Origin of the sequence: Nocardia sp. BSTN01 (assembly GCF_015354405.1) — a bacterium.
Classification (GTDB): domain Bacteria; phylum Actinomycetota; class Actinomycetes; order Mycobacteriales; family Mycobacteriaceae; genus Nocardia.
In genome coordinates this window covers 18,198-41,272 of the sequence record NZ_JADKYP010000047.1, presented here as the reverse complement: position 1 = coordinate 41,272, position 23,075 = coordinate 18,198, and the positions used below count along the sequence as shown (strand labels likewise).

Sequence of the window (23,075 nt, the reverse complement as noted above, 5' to 3'; positions counted from 1 at the left end):
CGCCCACACCGTTTCGAGTGGGCGGCGTCGGCGGGTTTCCGGAGTGGGTTCGGGTGTGCCGGTCCCAGGCGGCGCACCCGAACCCACCGGCAGGTCAGCTGGGCACCGTCGCCGTCGTTTCGGCGCTGCCGACCATGCTGCGGACCTGGCGTGCGGCCACCGACAGGGTCGCCAAGTCGTGGGCTTCGGAGGTGAAGATCTCCCCGAGTGCCGCGCGGGCACGGCTGAGGCGAGAACGGTTGGTCGATTCCCAGTAGGCGATCTTCTCCTCGGGGGTGTCGACCGGTTCGGTGGTGGTCAGCACGTCGGCGGTCAGCGAGCGCAGCGAATCGTAGAGATCCTCGCGAACGGCCAAGCGCGCCAACGTCTGCCAGCGATCGCCACGGTCCAGTCCGGCCACCGCGGACAGCAGCCGCTGGATGTCGAAGTGGGCGTCCAGTGCGTAGTAGAGCGCGGCCACCTCGTCGGCATCGCGTTCGCAGATGTCGGCGATATCGAGCACGTCCAGCAGCGGGAACCGGTGGATCAGCAGGAACACCTCCTCCGCCAACTCCCGCGGGGCGCCGTGACCGATCGGTCCGCCGGAGCGCGACATCAGATCGTCGGCGAGCGCACCGGGCCGCCAGGCCGGCACCCGCGCCGACAGCGCGCGCACTCCGTCGCGGTAGCGCGCGATACCGGCGCCGACCGCGATCGGCTGCGGCCGGTTGGTCAGCAGCCAGCGCGCCGCCCGATCCAGGGTGCGCTTGGTTTCCATCTCCAGCTCGTTGCGGGCCGCCGCCGGCATCGGCGTGGTGCGGATGCGCTCCCACAGTGCCCGCAGATCGAAGATCTCCACGGCCGCGGTGAAGGCGCGCACCGCGTCGTCGGTGGTGGCCCCGGCCTCCTCGGCGAGCCGGAAGGCGTAGGTTATGCCGCCGTAGTCGACCATATCGTTGACCACCATGGTGGCCAGGATCTCCCGGCGCAGCGGGTGACGGCCGATCGCGGCGCCGAAGCGTTCCCGCAGCGGTGTCGGGAAGTAACCGGGCAGCAGCGCCTCGAACGCGCTGCTGTCCAGCAGATCACCGCTGAGCAGATCCGACTTGAGCGAAAGCTTCACGTGCGCCAGCAGATTGGCGAGCTCCGGTGAGGTCAGTCCGGCACCGGCGGCGGCACGCCGGTCCAGTTCGGCATCCGAGGGCAATGCCTCGAGCTGGCGATCCACGCCGCGCCGGGTCTCCAGTTCCGCGATCAGCCGCCGGTGCACCCCTACCATGGCGGCCGCGTTCGACCGCGACAGGCCCATCCGGAAGTTCTGGGAGATGTTGTCGCGCAACACCAGTGCCGAGACCTCGTCGGTCATCACGGCAAGCAGGGCGTTACGGTCCGACTCGGCCAGCTCACCGGCGGAAATCGCCGCTCCCAGCAGGACTTTGATGTTCACCTCGTGGTCGGAGCAGTCCACGCCGGCGGAGTTGTCGAGGGCGTCGGTATTCATCCGGCCGCCGTGTTTGCAGAACTCGATCCGCCCGAGCGCGGTGGCGCCCAGATTGCCGCCTTCACCGATCACCTTGACCCGCAACAGATCCGCGTCGACCCGCACGGCATCGTTGGATTTGTCACCCACGTCGGCGTGCGATTCGGTGCTGGCCTTGATGTAGGTGCCGATACCACCGTTCCACAGCAGATCGACCGGCGCCAGCAGGATCGCCCGGATCATTTCCGGCGGCGAGAGCGTGCTCACGCCCGGATCCAGATCGAGTGCGGCGCGAATCTGCGGCGTGATCGCGATGGCCTTGGCGGAGCGATCGAACACACCGCCGCCCTCGCTGATCAACGAGGTGTCGTAATCCGCCCACGACGACCGCGCCAACCCGAACAACCGCTTCCGCTCCGCGAACGACGACCCCGCCACCGGATCCGGATCGATGAAAATATGCCGATGATCGAACGCCGCCACCAACCGAATATGCTCCGACAACAACATCCCGTTACCGAACACATCCCCCGACATATCCCCGACACCCACCACCGTGAACTCCTCACGCTGGATATCGACATTCATCTCCGCGAAATGCCGCTTGACACTCTCCCACGCACCCTTCGCCGTAATCCCCATCGCCTTGTGGTCATACCCCGCCGAACCACCCGACGCGAACGCATCACCCAACCAGAAGTCGTACTGCTGCGCGACTTCGTTCGCGATGTCGGAGAACGTGGCGGTGCCCTTGTCGGCGGCCACCACCAGATAGGTGTCGTCGCCGTCGCGGCGCACCACCCGCTGCGGCGGGATCACCTCACCACCGGCGTGGTCGACATTGTCGGTCAGGTCGAGTAGTCCCGAGATGAAGGTGCGGTAGCAGGCGATGCCCTCGGCCTGCATGGCCTGGCGGTCGGCCGCCGCATCACCGGTCGCGGCCGGCGGGCGTTTCACCACGAATCCGCCCTTGGCGCCCACGGGCACGATCACCGCATTCTTCACCGCCTGCGCCTTCACCAGACCCAGAATCTCGGTCCGGAAATCCTCCAGGCGATCCGACCACCGCAGACCACCGCGCGCGACCGCACCGAAACGCAGGTGCACACCCTCGACCCGCGGCGAATACACGAAGATCTCGAATTTCGGCCGCGGACGGGGCAATTCGGCGATGGCGTGCGGGTCGAATTTGAACGACAGATGTCCGGGCGGATTTCCGTCCTCGTCGCGGCGGAAGTAGTTGGTGCGCAGGGTCGCCGTGATCAGCCCGAGAATCGCCCGCAGAATCCGGTCGGTGTCGAGGCTCACCACGGCATCGATTTCGTCCTGCAGCCGCGACGAGATGGCCGCGGCCCGCGCGGTCGCGACCGGCCCGAGGTGTTCGGGATCGAAATAGGCGTCGAACAATTCGGTGAACGCGCGCGCGGTGCTCGGCTGCGCCAGCAGCACGCGGGTGATATTGGCGAAGGTGTAGGCGAATCCCGCCTGCTGCAGATATTTCGCGTAGGCCCGCAGCATCGCGATCTGACGCCAGTGCAATCCGGCGCGCAGGACGAGTTCGTTGAGTCCGTCGACCTCACCGTCGCCGAACCACATCGCCGACACGGCCTCCGGCAGGCGTTTGCGAATACTGGTGTCCGGCAGGGTTTCCAGCGCCACGGCGCGGTCCAGATCGGCCTCCGGATCGCCCTCGCCGGTGCCGCGCAGCGTGTTCGGCGCGACCCGCAGGCCGAAGTCGTAGATCCATCGGGTGCTGTCGCCGGGCAGTTCGAGCCGGTAGGGCTTTTCCTCCACGACCTCGATGCCGAGGCTGTGCAGCAGTGGCAGCACCCGGCTCAGCGACACCTCGGTTCCGGCGACGTACAGCGTGAAGCGCCACTCCCCCGAGGGGGCGCCGGCGGTGCGGTAGAGATCGGTATCGATCTGCCCATCGGCCAGGCGCTGCAGCCGGCAGAGGTCGTCGAGCGCCCGCGCGGGCTCGTATTCCTGCTGATAGGTCGCCGGAAACGCGGTCGCGTAGTCCTGGACGACCGGCGCGGCGATCTCGGCGAGACTCGCGGCCTCGCTGACCAGCCGGTCGCTCCAGCTCCGGGTGGTCGCGAACAGCAGGTCCTGAATGCGTTCGCGGTTGGATTCGGTGATATCCGCCGGTTCCGCGTCGGCGCCGCGATGCACCGTGAAATAGACCACGGCGAGCTCGGATTCGGTGACACGCGCCGAGTAGGCGATCTGCTCGGCGTCGAATTCGCGGCGCAGGATCTCGTGCATCCGCAACCGCACCTCGGTCGAGTAGCGGTCGCGCGGCAGGTACACCAGGCAGTACACGGCGTTGCTGCCCAGATCGCGGCGCAGGAACAGCCGGATCTGGCGCCGCAGCCCGAGATTCATGACGGCCGAAACGGTTTCGAAGAGGCGGCGCGCATCGGTGGAGAACAGTTCGACGCGCGGGAAGGTCTGCAACATCTCCAGCAGCGCCTGGCCGGAGAACGAATTCAGCGCCAGGCCCGCCCATTCGATGACCTGGTGGACGCGGCGGGAGATCACCGGAATGTCGAGGATGTTCTCGTGGAAGCCGCTGACGGTGAAGGTGCCCACGAAAACGTGTTCGCCCACCACCTGACCGGCGACCGAGGGCGTGGTCTCGGCAGCGTAGTCGGCGACGCTGACCACGTACACATCCGGCGAGCCCGGCAGCAGCGAGTCCAGAGATCCGTTGGACAGCCGCAGGATCTGCTCCGAACCGGGTGCGGGAGCGCCCACGTCCACACCCGAACCGCTGCGCAAGACGCCGAGTCCGGTGCCCGAAACCTGTTGCGGCTCCGGGCCGTCGGCGCCGGGATGAACCCGGTAGTAGCCGTATCCCAGCAGGGTGAAGTGCCCGGAGGTCAGCCAGCGCAGCAACTGCGCGCATTCGGCCGCCTCGGTCGCGGGCGGTTGCGGTACGGAATCCAGCCGCGCGGCCAGCGTTCCCATCGTGCGGGTCATCGCCTCGGTGTCATGGGCGACCTGGCGGATCTCGCCGAGCAGGGGTGGCAGCGCCCGCTCGATCCGGTCCAGCACCGCGTCGGAATCCCCGGCACCCAGCTGCACATGGATCCACGACTCGGTGACGACGTTGCCGCTGCCCTCCGATCGGCTCGCCGAATTCGCCTGCGCCACATCGAATCCCTCGCTGGGCGCGATCGCCCGCAACCGGCCGCGCCGATCCCGCAGGACGTCGAAGACCGGATGCACCACCTCGGTCACGGTGGCGCCCAGGCGCTGCAGCGCCGCGGTGAGCGAATCCACCAGCAGCGGCATGTCGTCGTTGACGATCTGCAGCGCCGGTCCCAGACCGCTGCCGTCTCCGGCGCGATAGAGCCTGGTCACCGCGGTTCCCGGGCGCCGCCCCGCGGCCAGCTCCAGATGATGCCGGAAGATCTGCTCGGCGCGGTCGGTGATCGTCGGGGCCGCGGCTCCCGGCTGAATCCAGCGGAAGTACACCGCCTCCAGATCGGTCGGATCATCACGGAATCGCTTCCATGAAATCGTCTGCTGGGTAGTTGCCACCATCGACCCGTGCCTTCCCGCGATCGGAATCGGTACCGCAGTATTGCGGACTGTCTGTAACGTGCCGTTAAATAACGGCACGTTATTCAGTGTAACAAGGATTGCGCGCCGGTACCCGGTTTCTCAGCGAACCAAACCGGATCGGAACAGAAATGTCTGCGCGCCTGCACGATTCGCGAAACTACCCGTCTCGAGATGCAGGCCCGAATGCCTGTCGGCATACCAGACGGTAACCGCGGGGCCGATCGCCACGAAGGCCGTACCGTCGGAGACGATCGCCGCACCCGAGGTGCGCCAGCGCCCGATCGTGTCACCGATACGATCCGGTGGATCGGTGCGCACGGTGAAGGTCAGCGCTCGCCCACCCGTGATCCCGCCCGACAACAGCGGATCGTCCGCGGAGACGACACAGGAATCGCCCTGTCCGTCCGACGCCGGCTGACAGGTCGACACCGCGCGCATCAGTTCGGGCAGCGTATCGACCGGTGTCAGGTCGCCGATGGCGGGCGCGACCGTCGAACAGGAGCGCAGCACCAGTACGGCCAGCAGCACCAGGGCGACCGCGCCACCCAACGCCGCCTTCCACTGCCAGGCCGGAAAGACCTTGGCTTCTTCCTTTTTCGCGTCCGCGGCGGCTTGTTCACCGCCGGACGCCGCCTTCTCCAAACCACTGGCGAGCTTCTCGGCACCGATGATCACCGGTGCGATACCCGCTGCGGTCCGGCCCAGTTCGCCCAGCACATCGCCCACCGCCTTCAGCGGCGCCCCGCAGTGTCCGCAGCGGGAGTCCGCACTACTGTTGCGATGCGAGCAGTACTCACAGGTCTGATGCGTCGAATTCATTGGCCGGTGACGACAATCGAGGAGATGGCGGTGGTGTTGATCGAGGCGTCACCCTTCGATTCCAGGATCGTCAGCGTGATCTTCGACGCGGTGACCGGTGGACTGATCGTGGTTACCACGAGGCTCCGCTGATCCATCGTCTGCTGGGTGTAGGTGGTCACGCCCGGATCGTTGAACCGATAGGACACGCGGCTCACGGTCCGGAACTTGGCCCACTGGTCGGCGCCGTCGGAGCCTATGCTGTCCCAGCCGGGCACGATACCGATGGAGTCGATCCGATAGGTCTTGCCCAGATCGATGGTCAGTACCTGACCGTCCACCCGATAGGCGCGCACACACGACCACGCCTTGTCCGCCTGACCCGAGAAAGCGTCCATACCGGGCGTACTGCCGGTGGGACAATGGGATTCGGCCGCCTTCACCTGGATCGCCGTGCCGGCGGTCAGCGATTCGGACGGTTTGGGTGCGGCGCTAGGCGGTGCCGCCGCGGCCGCCGTCACGACCTTGACCTGGTCTCCGCCGTCCTTCTTACCGCCGGTGGTGACCAGCGCCAGCACGACGATGATCGCCAGCACACCGGCCAGCGCGATCGCCACCTTCGGCTTGCGCACCATAGCGAGCAGCTGCTGCGCCGGCGCGGCGGCGCCCGCCGGGGCCGCCTTCTCCGCCTTCTCCGGCTGTGCCGGCTTCTCCGGTTCGCCCGCAACGGGTTTCGCTTCGGCCGCGCCTGTCCGATCGAGCCGGGCGCCGGCCCGATCGGCGAAATCGGAGGTGAATTCCAGGCCCGACGGTCCGTCCAGGGATTCGCCGTTCAGCAGCGCCATGATCCGGTCGCTGGCCTTGGGTCCGCTCGGCGGCCGGGCGGCGCCGTTGGCCGCAGGACGAGACGATCGGTCCGATCGGTCCGGGGCGGATTCCGCCGGCGGGACGGACACTCCGACCGACACCGGATCAGCGACGCCGAGGCGGTCGGCGGCTGCGGAGGCGGTGGACAAACCCGGCTCCGACAGCAACGCGTCCAGGACCGCGCCACGATGGCGCACGAAGACGTCTGCGGGGTCCTTGTCGGACATGTGTGCGATGGTATCGGGACCGGAATACAGTCCGCGCCAAGCCTATTCCCGCTGGAGAGAAGTTCGGTCCGGCGGAATCAGCGGCCGGATTCGGCCGCCACGAAATACTCCGGCGGCACATCGAAGACACGGGCCAGGGCGATGATCAGATCGAGCCGGGGAATCGCTTCGCCGTGCACCAGCCGGTACAGACCCGACTGCGACACCGGAACATCCGGATAGGCCAGCTCGAGATGCTGGGCCAGCGAATACAACGTCAGCGAACGGGTCGAGCCGTCCTCGGTGGATACCACCGATTCGGCGATCAGCTCCGACAATCTGGCCGAGAAGATCGCCGCCGCCGCTTGCCGCGGTGTCAGTTGCTCATCGGCGCCGGACTCACGACGCTCGGGATCGAGCACCCCGAACTCGCCTCCATTCTGGTGTCTGCTCTGTGGGTCTCGATCAGAAGATTGCCTGCCGTCCGCTGCGGAGTCCGCTACCACGTTGATCAACACTACCGTCTCACCTCGTCCGATTCGGCGTCGACCACATGAGCCGGACCTGCCGGCGGCATCGATCCGCCACCTGCCACCGTGATCGCCGGAGGTCCGGCTGCCGGTGGATTGCCCATGGAGTCCAGATATCTGGTTTCACCTCGCGGCTCGATCAGATCCACGCGCACCGTCCGCATCGGAATGCTGACGTCGATGGCGGTCTCGCTGACCTGGTCGATCGCCAGATCGGCAGACCGCCGACGGGGTGCGCCGGGTTCGCTGATGGTCACCGTCGTATGCGCGGCCGAGGCGCGCGGAGGTATCTGGTCGAAGACCGCGATGGTCGCCTGTGCGGCAGCCGCCGGGGCCTGCTCGGCGTCGGAGGCGTCGGGCGCCAGCCGTAGCGAATCCGGATCGCCCACCGCTGTGACGAGTTGCTGCCAGCGCTGCGGCCGGGCCGAGTGCACTTCCACATCCGCGCCGACGACCATCGCTCGCAGCACGATCTGCTGGGCGACCGGAAGATCGGCGTAGACATCGATCGTGCGGTGACGCGGGTTGTATCGCACCGGGTCGAACAGCGGCAACGCCAGCGTGTGCTTGGGCCTGCCGCTGATCGAACCGAGGATCTGACCGCTCGGACCGATCGCGATGGTCAATGCGTCCAGTTGCTCGGGAGTCGCCGAGTCGCCTCCGGATTCGGTGCGCGGAATGCGATGGACCGAGGTCGATGTGGGCAGACTCGCGCGCAACGCCTCGGCCTGCCGCCCGCCCAGCGGTCGCAGATATCCCGGCGGGGCGACCGAGGATGCCGGGCCCACGTAACGCACCAGGCCGCGAGCGCCCAGCGCGCCACCGGCCAGGCTGACCACCACCGTGGTGCGCCCGCGGTGCCACGACCAGCAGTCGTCCAGGCCTGCGTCGCCGAGCCGGGTCCAGTCGATCAGGTAACTGGTGACACTACGTCCCGGCACCGAGGATTCGAGGTGATGCCACGTCTCCCGCAGATCGGTCAATTCCACACCGGCGTGTAGCAGGCGGATCGCATCACCCAACGCTTCGGCGGGCAGCGCGTGCGCCGCCATCCCGCGTTCCCGCAGGCGACCGGCGATGCGATGGGCGGCCGAGGCCAGCGCCCGGGGAGCGGACTCCGCCACCGGCCCTCGCCGCACGAGGGCCTCGAGGTTGTGCTCCGGATCCAACCGCAGCACCAGCCAGGTCATGCGGTCGCCGACCACCGGGTGCGGGCCGATCAGCTGGTCGTAGAGCATGCTGTAGCTGCCGGCCGGGCGCACCCGCTGACCGGTCGTGACGATGTCGATCTCGATCCGGACCCCGAACTGGTCGAGCATCGGCAGCAGATCCTGCACCGGGACGGTGTCCTCGGTATAGAGCTCCCGCTCGGCGATGACGGTCGGCAGATCCAGATTCGGCGCGAGCTGGACCATCGCCACATACGACGATCCGTCCTCCCGGACCCCGCAGACGCCCGCAGCCACCTCGACGTCGCGTAATCGTGCCCGCCGATGCAGCAGCTCCTGGCGGGCCTGCCGGCCGAAGCGATAGTCACACCAGTCGAGCAGCCAGCGCACCGCGGTTCGCTCGCCGACACGCACCGTGAGGGTGATCGCCACGACCGTCGCCGCCGCCGGTGCGACCCACCACGGCATCCGGCCCAACAGGCCCGCCACCGCGACGCTTCCGACGATCACCACCGCCGCCAGCGGTCCGCGCTCGGGCGCGCCGGCTCCGATCCTGGGAAAACTCACCCACGCCTCCGGACGATGGAGTTGGCATAACCGGCCCCCACCCCGAGCAACAGCGCCACCGCCACGACGACCAGTGCCGTGATTCCGGGACGCCGGTCGGCCGGACGCCCGGGCGGCGGCACGATCAGCGCCGAGGTACGGAACAACCCGCCCGGCGCCTGCGGCGGTTCGGAATAGCCGAGCGACGCGGCCGGATCGATCACCCCGGCACCGACGACGTTGTCGACCCCGCGGGCCGGCGCATGGGCGCCGGCCTGCAGTCGCGCGGCGATCTGGCCGGGCGTCTCGTTCGGGAACCGCGAGCGCAACAGCGCCGCCACCCCGCTGACGTAGGCCGCGGCGAAGGACGCGCCGCCCACCGGAACCATCTTGTCGCCGGCTCCGACCGCATTGATGAGCCCACCACCGCCGGGACCGAGCGATTCGATTCCGGTTCCGGGGGCTGCCACCGAAACCCAAGGGCCCCACAGTGATTCGGGCATCGGCGCGCCGGTGGCGGTGGTGAAGCCGACCGTCAGCACATCGGGCGCATACCATCCGGGCGTCGAAATCGTCTGAACGCCTTTCCAATTGCGCGAATCGGTCGGCCGGCTCGGGTCGATATCGGGGTTCTGCTGACAACCGGCCTCGCCGGTGTTGCCCGCCCCGGCGACGATGAGCGCACCGCGCACATGCACGGCATAGCCGACAGCGGCCGCGAGCATCGATTGATCGATACGCGCATTGGCACCGAGGCAGACCGGCAGCGCCACGGTGATCACGCCGGCGCCCAGATTCGCGGCATGGGTGATCGCCCGGGCCAGGGTTCGGATCTGGCGGGCGGGTTCCTCATCGGAAGTGCCCGCGTCCGGACGTTCCAGGCTGAACGCACCGGACCGGTAGCGAATGGAGATCACGTGGGCGTCGGGCGCTACCCCGGCGAATCCATCGGCCTGATCCGGAGCCGCGGCGATGATCCCGGCGACGAGGGTGCCGTGCGCATCGCAATCCGACAGCCCGTCGCCCCCGGCGGCGACATAGTCGCCACCACCGACCAGATTCGGCAGCCGGGGATTAGGAGCGACACCGGTGTCGATCACCGCGACGGTGACCCCGGTGCCACGACTGAGCGGACGAACTCGCCGCAGATCCAGCGCACGGTCGGACGGCGGGACCTGGGCCAGGTCACTGCCCGGCAGTACGCCGGCGGCCAGGCAGCCCTTGTCTTGTTTGGTCGGTTGTTCCGGTCCCGGGGGCCCGTCCGGCGGCGCGGTCCCGACGATCGCCTCGGGCGGATCCACCGCCGCGGCCGGGGCGATGACGGCCGCCGGCGCCACCGTCAGCGCCGCCACCAATCCGGCGAGCAGCATGCTCACCGGTCTGCGCATGATCATCAGATCGCTCGCATCGCCGTGTATATGCCCATGATCCAGAAGGCGATCACCGGAATCAGCAGGATGAGCGCGTACTCCACCAGGTCGATGACTCGTCGCGTCACCGGAGACAGGCGCCGGCCGGGCAGCCGCAAGGCGGCGACACAGGCCGCCACCGCGGCGACGACCAGCACCCCGACGACAGCCAGTCGCGCGTAGTCGGTGCCGTACGCGCCGACGGTGACCGCCGCGACCCCCACCGTCGCCACCGCCGAGGCCGCGCACAGCGAAACCGCCTGCACCCGATCCGGATACCAGCGCGCCCGCATGACGAGAATGCCCGCCACGGCGGCGCCCAGCACGATCTCCCGGATGCCACCGGGTGCCTGCTCGGCGGCCACCACCACACCTCCCGCAAGCAGCGCAGACACCGCCGCGATGAGACCGCGCAGGCTGGTCACGGCCAGCCGGGCGCGAGTTTCGATCCTGATGTCGGGCCGCAGGTCCCGCTCCGGGTCGACGCTTTGATCGAGCTGATCGTCACGCACGGTTTCGGCGTCGAAGATGTCGGTGAGCGTGGCCGGTGCCACCTCGTTGCCGGGGTCCGGCAGATCCGGCGGCCGGATGCGCGCCGCGACGACCGCCAGTCGCGGTGCCGCGGTCAGCAGCACCACAGCGGCGAAGACGATTCCGCCCGCGACCTTTTCGAGAGGGACATCGAAGTAGGTCGGGACCAGTGCCGCGAAGGCCAGGACCACTCCGAGGGTCGCGACCGCGGTCAGCGCCGAGGTGCCGGAATCGCTCGCACGCAACATCGTGACCGCCGCGACCGCGGCGACCACCGCGCCGGCTGCGATATTGGCTGCGGCGAAGCCACCCGGCTGTCCGTAGGCCGGCGGCACGAGCATCGCACCGCCCGCGAAAAGCAATGGCAGTGCGGACAATTCCAATCCCAGGACGACGCGTGCGGGCGTCCTGCCTCGTCCCGCGACCACGGCGGCACCCCAGCAGGCGGCGCCCAGCAGCAGAGCGGGCAGACCGCACCACCACAACGACCCGCTGCGGGTCCACGACCAGGACAACAGGACCGTCGCCACCACCGCGCCGACACCCAGCGCCGCGGAACCGACCGTGGCAACGGTTTCGGAATCGAACTCCGCGAATTCGCGCTCGTTGATCGCCGCGAGTGCGTCGGTGATGTCCTCGACGACCGGGGTGAACACCTCGGCCGACTCCACCACGGACAGCATCAGCACCGTGCCGTCGACCACGTCGTGGTCGGCCAGGCTGCGCCACCGCGGAATCGGCTGTTCACCCGGCCGGGCCAGGCTCCACTGACCCGCCGGTGGCGTGAAATCCACCGTCTCGTCGTCGATCGCGCGGTCGAGCACCCCGAGCAGGTCGTCGATGAAGGTCTCCACGGCGAACTTCGTCGGAACGACCACATCGACCTGATAGGTCGCGACCAGGACCGCGATCCGTGCCCGCGCCACCTCGGCCTGTTGGGCCGTCGCCCGTGGGGCGGCGCCCGGCGCCGCGACGGCCGTGCTCATCGGCGGGCCCCGCTCGTCGTCGCTCCCGGATAGCCGGGGAATCCGTCACCGAGGCCGGCCGCGAGTTCCTCGAAGGCCAGCAGGGTGGTCTTGTCGATCAGGCGCAGATCGATCTCACCGCCCTCGGCGAGATGCTCGTCGTACGGCACCACCCGCGTCGGGCGCTGCGCGGTGGCGAAGAGCTTCTCGATCTGCTCGACCTCGACGGTCGGCTTGACCGGTTGCTGATGCACGATCGCCACCACCGAACCGGCGATGAGATGTTGCAGCCCATGGGAATTCAGCCAGTTCAAGGTCGCGACGGCACCCTTCACGCCACCGACGGTCGGGGGTGTGACGACCACGATGGCATCACTGGTCTTCAGCACCATCTGGGTGATCGAATCGAGCACGCCGGTGCCGCAATCGACGACCAGTAGGTTGTAGTGCCGCCGCAGCGTCTCCACGGCGACAGCGAATTCCCGGCCGGACAGCGCCTCGATCGACTCGGTACTCCACGGCGAGGCCAGCACCGCCAGATCGGCGTTGTTGATGGACGTGAACGAATGCACCGCCGAGAACGCGTCGAGATTGGCGGCCTGCGCCATATCACGCAGGGTCAGCCCGTAGGGATGCGGCGCGGTACGCGAGGGCAGATCACCGAAGTCGGGGTTGGCATCCACAGCGACCACGCGGTCGGGCCGCAGCCCGGCGAACGTGGATCCGAGGGTCGCCGCGATCGTGGTGCGGCCGACGCCGCCCTTCACACTGATCACCGCGATCTGATAGGGCGCGTTCAACTGCCGGCGGATCCGGGCGCGCCGCTCCTCGGTGCGCTGTTCGGCCGGCGACAGTCCCAGATTGAAACCGACCTTGTTCAGCGCACCCCGCATGCCGCTGGTGGACTTGAGCTGCGCCCGGCGGGCAGCGGTGATATCGGCCAGCAGATCCATCGAGGTCAGGGTCGCCGGCAGCACCTCGACCCGGGCGGCGGCCTCGGCCTGGCTCAGCCGGTCCGGAAGCTGGGATCCACTCGCTTGCGGTTGCTGCCAGGCCGCGGGACGACTCTCGGAGGTTGCCGGCTGCGGCGTCCACGATGTTTGCTCGGCGCTCGCGGTCCATGCCGTCGTAGCGCCCTGTCCGGTGGCGGACGGTGAATCCGGCTGCACCGCCGCGTAAGTCGCGGGGGTGCCGGCGTTCGTGGCACCGGTGGTGGACGCGGACGCCGGTGACGGCGCGGATGTGGATGTCGCCGGTGCGCCTGTCTGCGACACCGCAGCAGTCTGCGGCGCGGCAGTCTGCGGCGCGGCGGCAGTCTGCGATGCGGCGGTGGGCGTGCGCGGGGCGGTGGTCGATCCCTGCGGCGCGGCGGTCGTCGCCTGGGCCGCCCCGGCCTGCGCCGGGTTCGCGACGGGTCCGGACGTTGTGTTCTGTTGTCCCACCGTCGTGTTCGTCGTGCCGCTGTCGGGCCTGGGCGCGCCGATATCGCTCGATCCGCCGGGCGCCGGATTCCGCTCACCACTCGCACGCAGATCGCCGAAACCGCCGTAGCTCTCCCGCGCGAACGCGGCTCCCGCGGGCGGTACCGCCACGCCGCCGGGCGCGGGCGTGCCCGTCGGCCCGGTAGCCGGCTGGGGTCCGCCGGCCGCCGGTGGATTCGGTTGCGCGGCGGCCGCCGCCGATCCGGCGGAGGTGGGCGCCGCATCCGGCCTCGAGGCCGACCGCGGCATATCGTCGTTCGTCATTCCGGCGGCTCCGGCCCGCTCCGCCGATTCGGGGATCGGCGTGAAATAGGCGTCGTAACCACCCCGAGCCCGCACGGACTCGGCCGTATGCCCGTTCGTATCCGGTGCTCGGTTCATATCCTCATCCTTCTCGAAACCCGCTGCGAATTCAGCTGATTCGGCTGGTTTCGAACCAACTCCGGCTGGGTAACAGGTTGATCAGCGCGGTGATCCCCGACCGGATCGCCGCGTCGTCGCCCGGTTGATAGGTCGACCGGAGTTCACCGTCCATTGCCACGCTCGGACTCACGACGAGCCGTCCGGAAACGGTGTCCAGCACGGAAAGACACACCTCCGGTCGCGGGTATTCCCCGTCGTGGTGCTCCAGCACGAGCACCTCCGCCCGCCGAAACACCTCGTTCAGCGCTCGCTCGAGTACCGCCGCGGTCCGCGGCGGGGCGCCGAGTTCCGCGAAGGCGCGCCGCAATTCGGCCGGCTCGGCCGATTCGCCGAATTCGGTTGCGACGGCGGAGACCTGTGCGGACGACACCTGCCATGGTTCGAACGAGGCCGCGAGTGCCGACCCCAGTGCCGAGACGATCGCCCCGGCAAGGATGTCCAGATCCTCGTCCTGCTGGAACACCGACTGGAGAACGACATGGTCGTCGTTACGCACCGCCAGCACGTGATCGGGGCCCGAACGAACCAGCGACATCCGCAGCATGCCGCGTGGTTCCCCGTCCAGCCCCGTATCCACGATGCGAGCGGCCAGCTCCACATCCGGCCGGTACAGGCATCGCAGCCACCGCTCGACCACGGGATGTACTCGTCCGTCGTCGAGGAGTACACCCGCGTCGGCGAGTTGAGCGGCCACCACCTCGTGGACCCGATCCCGGTCCTCGATGCGGTAGATGTTCGGCAGCAGTGCCAGCACCGGCGGATACGAGTCGATGCCGACCAGTGTTTTCAACAGCAGGGCGGCATCGACGTTGATTTCGACCGCGACGGGATCGTCGACCACCTGATCGTCGAGAGGCAATGCCTAGATCTCGAGCGCCAGGAACCGGCCACCCTGCTGCTTGTCCGTGTCCTGCATCGCGCCACCGCTGGCGCAGTGCTTCTTCACGGTCGCGTTCAGGGCTTGGAGCGCGTTGTTGTAGTCGGTGATCTTGTTCAGGAGCTCGTGGATCTTGGGGCCCCAACCTTGATCACCGGCTTCACCCGTGAAGGAGCTTTGCAGCCCCTTCGCCAGCGAATCCAGCGCACCGTTGTTTTCCTGAATGTTCTTGACGATGTTGTCGAACGTCAGAGTGTGAGTGTCGACTTCACCGAACTTGTACTGCATTCCACCGGCCATGGCGAAAACCTTTCGGATAATTGATAGGTGAATTACTGCGTTGCCCTAGAAGCCGATATCGACTTTTCCTGACATGGTGCTGCTCGCGACGTTGCCGGCACCGGCGCCCATGTCCGTACCGAGGGCCTGCGCACCACCGTGCAGCTGCTCCTGCTGCCGGATGAGATCGGCGTATGCGTCCATGTCGGCGGCACTGAATTTGTGTGCCGAATCGACGAGAACATTGAGAATGTCCTGGAACGCGTTGCCCAGCCGGTTGCCCTTGTCCAGCGCATTCTGCATGGACGAGGCGATCGCCGGTGTGGCCTGCGGGCTCCGCACCGCGGCCTCCAACTCGTCCTTGACCGCGAGCAGGGCCTTGAGGTATCCCTCGTGGTTACCCTGCAGTCCGATGCCCTTCTGAGCGGCGGGGATCAACTCGTGGGGATCGCCGTTGAAGACGTAACTCATCTGTGGTTCCTTTCCGGTGTTGAATTACACGCGACCTCGGTCTTGTTCACCGGGGACGTTCGGGGGTGGCCGGAATCGCCGCATCGTCATTGATGCGCTCGATCACACCGACCGCGAGTTGGGGTTCCAATACCGGGTCTTCTCCACGGTCGCCGGCGTATTCGATAACTCCGACGAGCGGAACCTTCTCCAGCACGGGCACGTCCATCGGCTCACCCGGTACGAAGACCGCCGACTTGGATTTGCGCTCCTCGTCCTTGCGGCGTCGCATCTGCGCCTTGGGTGCCGTTGCCCCGCGCGTAGGGCCCTGGCGCGGAGGCACAGTCGTGGTGGGCTGACCGTCCGCGGCCCCGAAGGCACGGAAGGACCCGGGATTCCAGTTACCGGGCATCCGGAATCCGGTGGCGGCGCCCGGCATCGAGCCGACACCACCGCGCATCATCGAAAAGGCCACCGCGCTACCGATTCCGCCGGTCAGACCGGCAAGGGTGGGCGATGTCGCCGACATGCCGTACAGGCCGTCCTGCCCGGCCAGCGGATCGTCACCGTATCCCTCGCCGCCCTGGCCGTATTCCGACATCGGCGACAGCGCGTCGGTTGCCCCGGTGGGATCGGACAACCCGCTGTCCGGTCCCGTGCCCGTGGGATCGGTCCCTTGCGGCCCGTCACCCGGGCCCGACGGGTCGTGGGTGCCACCCGAGGATTGGTCACCCCCGCCCGAATGAGAGTTGCCCGTCGAGGTGTTCTGATTCCCGGTGGTGGAGTGCGAATTACCGCCGGTGTCGGTGATAGTCGAATGCTGATAGGCGGTGGGCCGCGGCGTCGTCGTCGTGTCCGGGGCCATCTTGTACTGCATATCCGGCGGCGGTGCGCCACCACCGACGATCGGTGGTGCCGTGAGCGGCTTCGGGAGGGCGGCCAGCGCGGGCACGACGGCCCCCGCATAACCGTCCATCACCAAGGCCGCCTCGGGCCAGATCACGCCGAAGTACTCGAATTCGTTGGCCGCCAACGCCGGAAGGGTCGCGGCCAGCATCGCACCTCCCACCGCGGCTCCCACCGGACCGGCGGTGGAAATGGCACTCGCCGCCGCCAGGTTGGCGAGCAACGCTTTGCGTTCTGCCTTGTTCGCCTCCAAATGGATCTTGACCAGAGTCATCGCACCGCGCGCGCCGTTCGCCGCGGCAGCCACCTCGCCCACGAGCGCGGCGGCGGCGCCGGCTACTGCCGCCTGTTCCTGCAGCCATGCCGCATGCTTCTGGAATGCAGCCCGTGCCTTATCCGCCGACATGCCCTGCCACGAGCCCGAGATCGTCGCCATCGTCGCCTCGGTATCGGCCGCCGCGGCATTCAGTTGCGCCGCGAGGTCCGCGTAGGCGGTGGAGGTCGCGGACGTCGATGCCGCACCCGGACCGCTCAGTAATCGAGAGGTATTGATTTCCGGCGGCAGCGCATGGAAGTCGAAAAGGAACGCCATGACATCAACCTCGGCTCGCCGATCTCTGGCTACACGTTGAATATCGGGCCGTGCGTGGCGACATCGGCACCGGCGAGGATGTCGCTACCCGAATACGCGGTGCCCACCTCGGGCATCACGGCCGAGGCCTGGGTCTGCAGCACGGCGCCGTGCGCGGTGGTCGAGAAAAAGCCTTCGCCCCAAGGGTTCAACACCTCCGGGATCATCAGGCTCACATCATCGATGCCCGGCGGGAGCGGTTGGCAGGCCGGCATGTGGGCTCCGAGAGCGCCCTGTAATCCTGTGGCGGTGAATTCGATTTGCGAGGCGATAGCCGGGAAGTTCTCAGGAGTGACATTGAGATACATCGACCTCTCCTAACGACGATACCGCCTCCGACGAGCGGTACAGGATGAACGCTAAGGCATCCCCAATGTTGGGAAGATGTCGGCGATCTCACTCTTCGGCCGGTGTCCACGCGGCTTGCACGAGATCGCGCCGCGAATGCAGCGGCTCGACCAGAATTCCGCGACCGAGCGGTTGTTTCGTTGCCTTCACGTCGCCGATGAGCATTCCGTCGAGCTTGGTGCCGTCCATGATCAGACCCGAGCAGTTCAGGTTCTTGATCTGACCCATGATGTTGTCGTACATCGCCGAATCCGCTTGCGCGATATTGCGTCCCACGATGATGTGCAGACCCGTGTCGCGACCGTCGACGATGATGTCCTTCAGCGGGTCGAGCGGATTGAGCATGCCGCGCTGCGCGACCATGTGGTAATCGTCGATCACCACGAATATCTCCGGTCCGCTCCACCACGAGCGTTCCTTGAGCTGCTGCGAGGTCACGCCGTCCGGAGGCCGCCGACTGCGAATCTTGTCCGCGAATCCCGGCAGGCCTTCCTGCAGATCCCGTTCGCTGGTCAGATAGCCGATCAACCGTTCGTCGGGAACCACGTCCATATGCTGGCGACGGTAGTCGATCAGCAGGATACGCGCCTGATCCGGGCCGAAACGCCGGTCGATCGAACGCATCAGATCCGCCAGTACCGTGGACTTTCCACATCCGGGTGATCCGACCACGATGAAGTGCGTGGAAACGCCGAAATCCACTGCCGCCACGCCCAAATCGGATTCGCGCACACCGAACGGAGTCACCAGTTGCTGTGCCGGACTCGTCGGTTCCGGCACAACTTCGTAAATACGATCCAATTCGATTTTCGACGGCAGCAGCCGGACCTCGGGTGCGCGCCGGCCCTCGTAGCGCCGGTTGAGTTCTTCGCCCGCCGCCGCCAGCCCGGCCGCGGCGGACTCCGGATCTCCGACGCCGTCGATACGCGGCAGCGCCGTCAACATGTGCAACGCTTCGCTGGAAATACAGCGTCCCGGCCGGTCCGGCGGAATGGACGCGACAATGGCGCGGTGGCTGCCGAATACGGTATCGGTGAGGTCACCCAGACGCATTTCCAGCCGAGTCTGCAGCAGGTCCTTGATCGCCGGCCGGATCGCCGCCCAGCGCGAACTGCTCAGGACCAGGTGGACGCCGTAGTTGAGGCCCTGCAGCGCAATGGATTCGATGACCGGTGAATATTCGTCGTAGAACGGTCCGTTGACCGCGAATCCGATATCCCAGCCGTCGATGACGAGGAAAACGTCCCCGTGCGCGTCCCCGTACGCGGTCAGTTTCTCGGATTCGACGGGATCGGCTCGCCGCCTGCGGAATTCGCGCATGCTGTCGATCCCGAGTTCGGTGAACATCGACTGCCGGTAGGCCAGTAGGTTCGTCACCAGCGCGAAGGTGCGGCGCACGCGGTCCACATCCCGGGCCGACGCCACCGACCCGACGTGCGGGATGGTGCGAAGGCTGGACAGACCTCCGCTGAAATCCAGGCAGTAGAACTGCACCTGCTCCGGGCTGTGTGTCATGGCCGCGGAGACGACCAGGGTTTGCAACGCGGTCGACTTACCCGACTGCGGCCCACCGACGATCGCCATATGTCCACCACCGGCGGACAGGTCCACCGACCACACGTCCTGGCGCTGCTGCCGCGGTTTGTCGACGATCGCCAGCGGCAGCTGCAACGTACCGGGCTGAACCGCCGGCACCAGACCCTCCAAGGTGGCCGGAACGCCCAACGGCGGCAACCACATCGCGTGCGCCCGGCGTCCGTGGCCGGCGTACTGCTGCAGGACCGTCTCCATCAGGGTGACCGGTTCGGCCTCCGGAGTTTCCGGGCGGGTGACGACCGGAGCCGGGGCCACCGGTTCGACGCGGCTCGGTGCGATGTAGCCGGCGGTGAAGGCCTGCGGGGGACGGTATCCCCCACCGGGGCGGCGCGCGCGCTGTGTCCCCAACGCCGCGGCTTGGGCGGGCGGTGTGTACGGCGCACCGACGTAGGCGGCTTGGAAGCGCTGCAGATCGCCGGATCCGACCCGAAGATATCCGGCGCCGGGCTTCTTCGGCAGGTGATAGGCGTCGGCGGTGCCGATGGCGTCGCGGGAGTCGCTGGTCTGGTTGGTGCGCAACGCGACCCGATACGACAGGTGCGCCTCGAGTTCACCCATGCGGTTGGCCGGCACCTTCTGTGAGGCCAGCAGCAGATGGATGCGCAGCGACCGGCCCAGACGGCCGATGGCGACGAACAGTTTCGAGAAGTTGGGATGCTGTTCGAGCAGTTCGGCGAATTCGTCGAGGATGATCAGCAGCGTCGGCAGCGGCGGCAGTTGCGCGCCCTGTTCGCGGGCCCGCTCGTAGTCCGCCACACTGGCGAAATTTCCGGCGTCACGCAGAATACGTTGCCGCCGGGCCATTTCACCGCTGATGACGTCCTCCATACGGGTGACGAGATCGGCTTCCTCCTCCATATTGGTGACAACCGCGGTGACGTGATGCAGCCGGTCGAAACCGAGGAAGGTCGCACCACCCTTGAAGTCGACCAGCAGCAGGTTCAGCACATCCGGCGAGTGCGTGGCGATCGCCGAAAGAACAAGGGTGCGAAGGAATTCGGACTTTCCGGAACCGGTGGCGCCGATGCACATACCGTGGGGGCCCATACCTTCTTCGGCGGATTCCTTGATGTCGAGGTACACCACCTGGCCGGTCGGATCGTGGCCGAACGGGATATTGAGCCGGCCGCGGTCACTGTCACGACGGCGGGGCCACTGCCGCTCCACCCGGATCGCGCCGGGGTCGGAAACACCGACCATCTCCTCCCACGACGTCCCGCCGCTGGTCTGTTCCGCGGTGACCGCCTCGACCACACTCGACAGCCGATACGACGAGATGCTGCGAGCCAATGCGGTGATCGCGGTGACCGACATGGTGTCGCCGACCCCGACCGCCCGCAACCCTCGCGAGGTGACCTCCTGCAGGCGCCGGTCCTCGTCGACGACGAACTTCAGCGCCCGCGGCAGATTCTGCTCCCCGACACCCAGCCGCAGCCAGGTGCAGCCGTCGACGCCGGAGATGTCTCGTTCGTTGGTCGGCCCGTCGGTGTCGACGAGCAGCAGATAGTGGGTGCGATCCATGGTCGGCTGGGTGTTGGCCGAGAACGGCCCGCGGTTGAGGCCGGCGAGCACCTTGGAGCGCAATTCTCCTACCGACCGATACACCATCCGGCTGGATCCGATGGCGTCCGTATCGTTGGGGTGCTGCGTATGCGGCAGCCATTTGAGCCAATTCCATTCCGGCGCATCGGGATCGGACAGCACCGCCGCGATGGCGATCTGATCCGGCCCGTGCAGGACGACGATCTCGGCGACCATCGCACGCACCAACGCGGCCATGGCTTCGTGGTCTCCGTCGAATCCGACCTGCGGAACCGACAGCAGATTGATCGCCACCGGCATGCCGCCGACCGTGGAGTACGCCTTGGCGAAACGGGTCACCTCGACCACGCCGACCGGGTCCAGGTCGGAGGTCGGCGCCGCCTCGGGAACGATGACGCGCACCTGGTTCGCGATCCGCCCCCTCCCGATGCGCACGCGCAGGAACTGCGGGCTGGACACCTGCACTTCCCACATGCGTTTGCCACCGACGAGGCGGGACAGCTCGGCGGGACCCGGGTGCGTGTAGCGCAGATAGTCGTAGAGTTCGGCCTCGGCGGCGTGCACGGTCTTGCGGTTCTCGGCGATCGAGCGCAGATAGTCCTTGCGTTCCTCGTTCAGTCCCGCCGCGCCGCCACCGCCGTTGCCGCTCAACGCGCCGCCCATCATGCCGAACATCGACACGACCATCATCATCGGGAAGAACAGCATGGTCGGTGAGAACGATCCGCCGTTGCGGAACATCATCACCATCATCCCGCCCATACCGGCCATCATGACCACCGGCATGATCATCCGGATTCGCGACGCCGGAACGGGTTTGGGCAGTTCGGTGGGTGGTTGCAGGCGTAACTCGGTGACCGCGGGCGCCTTGGGGCCTTTCACCGTGCGCGCGGGCCGTACGAAGCGCCGGGTCGTCGTCACTAGGCTCCTCCCCCGGTTTTCTCCGGTAGGCCGACCGCGGCCTTGTCGGGTGCGATTCCGTCGTGCTGGATACGGGCGTCCGCGGTCGACAGGGTCGGGCCGACGGCGAACAGGGACACGATGCTCCAGGGCGCGGGCACCGGCGCCTGCAGGCCGAGGGCGGCGACGGTGTGGTCACCCGTACCGGTTCCGACATTGATCCCGTACCGCACACCGCTGTCGGAGATCCAGAACAGCGATTCCCGCAGCGGGGAGTTCGGATCGCTTCCGGTCAGCTGGACGAATCGGCCGGAACTGCGCGGTAGATAGGCGGCATCGGCGGTGGCGCCGTGCGAGGTGGGTGCGGTGACCAGTGGTACGACCTGGCTCTGTTCGGCGCCCGGCAGCGGCAGTTGCCGTCCGACCAGGGCGCGCGTGACGGCATTCGCCTCGGTCGCTCCGCGTGACCAGTGGAAGCAGGTGACGCCGAACTTCTCCGGATCGGCCAGCGCGACCGGCCGGCTCGGGTAGGTCGAGGTGCCGGGCCAGGAACCGGGACGCAAATTCTGCGCCACCGCGTCGGGACCGACGGTCATACTCGCCACGGCGCCACGGGAATTCGAGTTGCGAATCATCGCGGCCAGGACGGAACCGACCTGGACCAGCCCGGACTGGGAGACCAGATAGTAGGACGCGCCCCGCCCGGGATTCGACACCGTCACCACCGAACCGACGGGCGCGGAAATACCGCCCCTCAGCACGGCGGGCTCGCCGGCGCCGGGCACCTCCGGCACACGCAACGGCGGTACCTCCGGAATCGCGGCGATCAATCCCCTCGAAGCCTCGATCACCGGTGCGGTGGCATCGATGCCGAGAGCCAGGGTGACCGCGGAATCGGCGAGGTTGATCGCCGCTCGCACGACGCCGTGATCGCCGTTGTTGTAGACCAGCCACGTGTCGTCGTCCTGGCGCAGCAGACGCGCCTCGTCGGCGCCCAGATCGCGGATCGCGCCGTCACCCTCCGGTTGCACGGTCAGCTCGCCACCGATCACGGTGGTCCGCACACCCGCGCCGGCGGTGGGCAAACCGGTTCGCTGGTCGACCGGTGCGGCGGCGCCGATCCGCGCCGTATCGCACACCGCCCACGAGGAGTCCCGGCCGCCCGTATCGCTCATCACGCCCGGTGCACCCGGAATCCCCACCCACGGACCACGCGGATACTTCGCGAGTTCGTCGCGGGAGACGGGTACCGGATTGGCCGCCATGCCGGTGATCAGCCGCGCCGAAGACAGATTCAGCGTGGGATACAGGCGGTTGTCGACCTTGACGAACAGCGCGCCGGAATCCTTGTCGGACACGATATTCGCCTGTCCGACCTGCTTGGCCGGTTTGAAGAACGCCATCACCGCGGCACCGGCAACGACCACGCAGGCCAGGGCGATGCCGATGGACAAGGCGGTGGAACGGCCCCGCTGCGGATCGTCGACCATGGAGGCATCGCGCCGGACCAGCGCGTGCTCGATCCGGCGCAACAGGAACCGCCACCCCGAGATCTGGTGTTTGGTCACCACCCGGAAGCGGGCCATGGG

The 23,075-nt window shown here is 67.6% G+C and carries 15 protein-coding genes; all 15 read right to left on the bottom strand.

The window, feature by feature from the left end; genetic code table 11:
• Positions 1 to 94: 94 nt before the first annotated feature.
• The gene (locus IRT45_RS27900; RefSeq protein WP_194808823.1) at positions 95 to 5,011 is read right to left on the bottom strand and encodes an NAD-glutamate dehydrogenase; all 4,917 of its coding nucleotides are present in this window, start codon (positions 5,009 to 5,011) and stop codon (positions 95 to 97) included.
• Between the two features lie 120 nt (positions 5,012 to 5,131).
• Positions 5,132 to 5,851 (bottom strand): hypothetical protein, encoded by a 720-nt coding sequence (locus IRT45_RS27895; RefSeq protein ID WP_194808822.1) that lies wholly within the window; start codon positions 5,849 to 5,851, stop codon positions 5,132 to 5,134.
• On the bottom strand, positions 5,848 to 6,924 hold the full coding sequence (locus tag IRT45_RS27890) for a discoidin domain-containing protein (protein WP_194808821.1): 1,077 nt from the start codon (positions 6,922 to 6,924) through the stop codon (positions 5,848 to 5,850). Before IRT45_RS27890 ends, IRT45_RS27895 begins: the two co-directional genes overlap by 4 nt.
• Before the next feature lie 77 nt (positions 6,925 to 7,001).
• Complete coding sequence (locus tag IRT45_RS27885; protein ID WP_051757256.1) at positions 7,002 to 7,325, bottom strand: helix-turn-helix transcriptional regulator; 324 nt, start codon at positions 7,323 to 7,325, stop codon at positions 7,002 to 7,004.
• Positions 7,326 to 7,420: 95 nt separating this feature from the next.
• Positions 7,421 to 9,169 carry a type VII secretion protein EccE gene (eccE, locus tag IRT45_RS27880; protein WP_309241181.1) on the bottom strand — a complete coding sequence of 583 codons (1,749 nt, stop codon included), beginning with the start codon at positions 9,167 to 9,169 and terminating at the stop codon, positions 7,421 to 7,423.
• Positions 9,166 to 10,542, bottom strand: coding sequence for a type VII secretion-associated serine protease mycosin (gene mycP, locus IRT45_RS27875; protein ID WP_228535292.1), 1,377 nt, complete (start codon positions 10,540 to 10,542; stop codon positions 9,166 to 9,168). The genes eccE and mycP overlap by 4 nt, the downstream gene beginning before the upstream one ends.
• Positions 10,542 to 12,074: a type VII secretion integral membrane protein EccD gene (gene eccD / locus IRT45_RS27870; protein WP_194808820.1), complete on the bottom strand. Its 1,533-nt coding sequence runs from the start codon at positions 12,072 to 12,074 to the stop codon at positions 10,542 to 10,544. The genes mycP and eccD overlap by 1 nt, the downstream gene beginning before the upstream one ends.
• Positions 12,071 to 13,915: an AAA family ATPase gene (locus IRT45_RS37190; RefSeq protein ID WP_228535290.1), complete on the bottom strand. Its 1,845-nt coding sequence runs from the start codon at positions 13,913 to 13,915 to the stop codon at positions 12,071 to 12,073. The genes eccD and IRT45_RS37190 overlap by 4 nt, the downstream gene beginning before the upstream one ends.
• 31 nt (positions 13,916 to 13,946) lie before the next feature.
• A complete protein-coding gene (locus IRT45_RS27860; protein WP_228535288.1) occupies positions 13,947 to 14,816 on the bottom strand; it encodes an ESX secretion-associated protein EspG in 870 nt (289 codons plus the stop codon).
• Positions 14,817 to 14,819: 3 nt separating this feature from the next.
• Positions 14,820 to 15,134 (bottom strand): WXG100 family type VII secretion target, encoded by a 315-nt coding sequence (locus IRT45_RS27855; protein WP_194808819.1) that lies wholly within the window; start codon positions 15,132 to 15,134, stop codon positions 14,820 to 14,822.
• A gap of 45 nt (positions 15,135 to 15,179) precedes the next feature.
• Positions 15,180 to 15,584: a hypothetical protein gene (locus IRT45_RS27850; RefSeq protein WP_194808818.1), complete on the bottom strand. Its 405-nt coding sequence runs from the start codon at positions 15,582 to 15,584 to the stop codon at positions 15,180 to 15,182.
• Positions 15,585 to 15,630: 46 nt separating this feature from the next.
• The gene (locus IRT45_RS27845) at positions 15,631 to 17,061 is read right to left on the bottom strand and encodes a PPE domain-containing protein (RefSeq protein WP_194808817.1); all 1,431 of its coding nucleotides are present in this window, start codon (positions 17,059 to 17,061) and stop codon (positions 15,631 to 15,633) included.
• Positions 17,062 to 17,090: 29 nt separating this feature from the next.
• Positions 17,091 to 17,408 carry a PE domain-containing protein gene (locus tag IRT45_RS27840; RefSeq protein WP_030518535.1) on the bottom strand — a complete coding sequence of 106 codons (318 nt, stop codon included), beginning with the start codon at positions 17,406 to 17,408 and terminating at the stop codon, positions 17,091 to 17,093.
• Between the two features lie 88 nt (positions 17,409 to 17,496).
• Positions 17,497 to 21,507 carry a type VII secretion protein EccCa gene (eccCa, locus tag IRT45_RS27835; RefSeq protein WP_194808816.1) on the bottom strand — a complete coding sequence of 1,337 codons (4,011 nt, stop codon included), beginning with the start codon at positions 21,505 to 21,507 and terminating at the stop codon, positions 17,497 to 17,499.
• Positions 21,507 to 23,072: a type VII secretion protein EccB gene (gene eccB, locus IRT45_RS27830; RefSeq protein ID WP_194808815.1), complete on the bottom strand. Its 1,566-nt coding sequence runs from the start codon at positions 23,070 to 23,072 to the stop codon at positions 21,507 to 21,509. The genes eccCa and eccB overlap by 1 nt, the downstream gene beginning before the upstream one ends.
• Positions 23,073 to 23,075: the final 3 nt, after the last annotated feature.

Coding starts and splice junctions, on each gene's coding strand:
- IRT45_RS27900 (WP_194808823.1), bottom strand. CDS start 5,011: ATGGTGGCAACTACCCAGCAGACGATTTCATGGAAGCGATTCCGTGAT.
- IRT45_RS27895 (WP_194808822.1), bottom strand. CDS start 5,851: ATGAATTCGACGCATCAGACCTGTGAGTACTGCTCGCATCGCAACAGT.
- IRT45_RS27890 (WP_194808821.1), bottom strand. CDS start 6,924: ATGTCCGACAAGGACCCCGCAGACGTCTTCGTGCGCCATCGTGGCGCG.
- mycP (WP_228535292.1), bottom strand. CDS start 10,542: ATGATCATGCGCAGACCGGTGAGCATGCTGCTCGCCGGATTGGTGGCG.
- eccD (WP_194808820.1), bottom strand. CDS start 12,074: ATGAGCACGGCCGTCGCGGCGCCGGGCGCCGCCCCACGGGCGACGGCC.
- IRT45_RS37190 (WP_228535290.1), bottom strand. CDS start 13,915: ATGAACCGAGCACCGGATACGAACGGGCATACGGCCGAGTCCGTGCGG.
- IRT45_RS27855 (WP_194808819.1), bottom strand. CDS start 15,134: ATGGCCGGTGGAATGCAGTACAAGTTCGGTGAAGTCGACACTCACACT.
- IRT45_RS27850 (WP_194808818.1), bottom strand. CDS start 15,584: ATGAGTTACGTCTTCAACGGCGATCCCCACGAGTTGATCCCCGCCGCT.
- IRT45_RS27845 (WP_194808817.1), bottom strand. CDS start 17,061: ATGGCGTTCCTTTTCGACTTCCATGCGCTGCCGCCGGAAATCAATACC.
- IRT45_RS27840 (WP_030518535.1), bottom strand. CDS start 17,408: ATGTATCTCAATGTCACTCCTGAGAACTTCCCGGCTATCGCCTCGCAA.
- eccB (WP_194808815.1), bottom strand. CDS start 23,072: ATGGCCCGCTTCCGGGTGGTGACCAAACACCAGATCTCGGGGTGGCGG.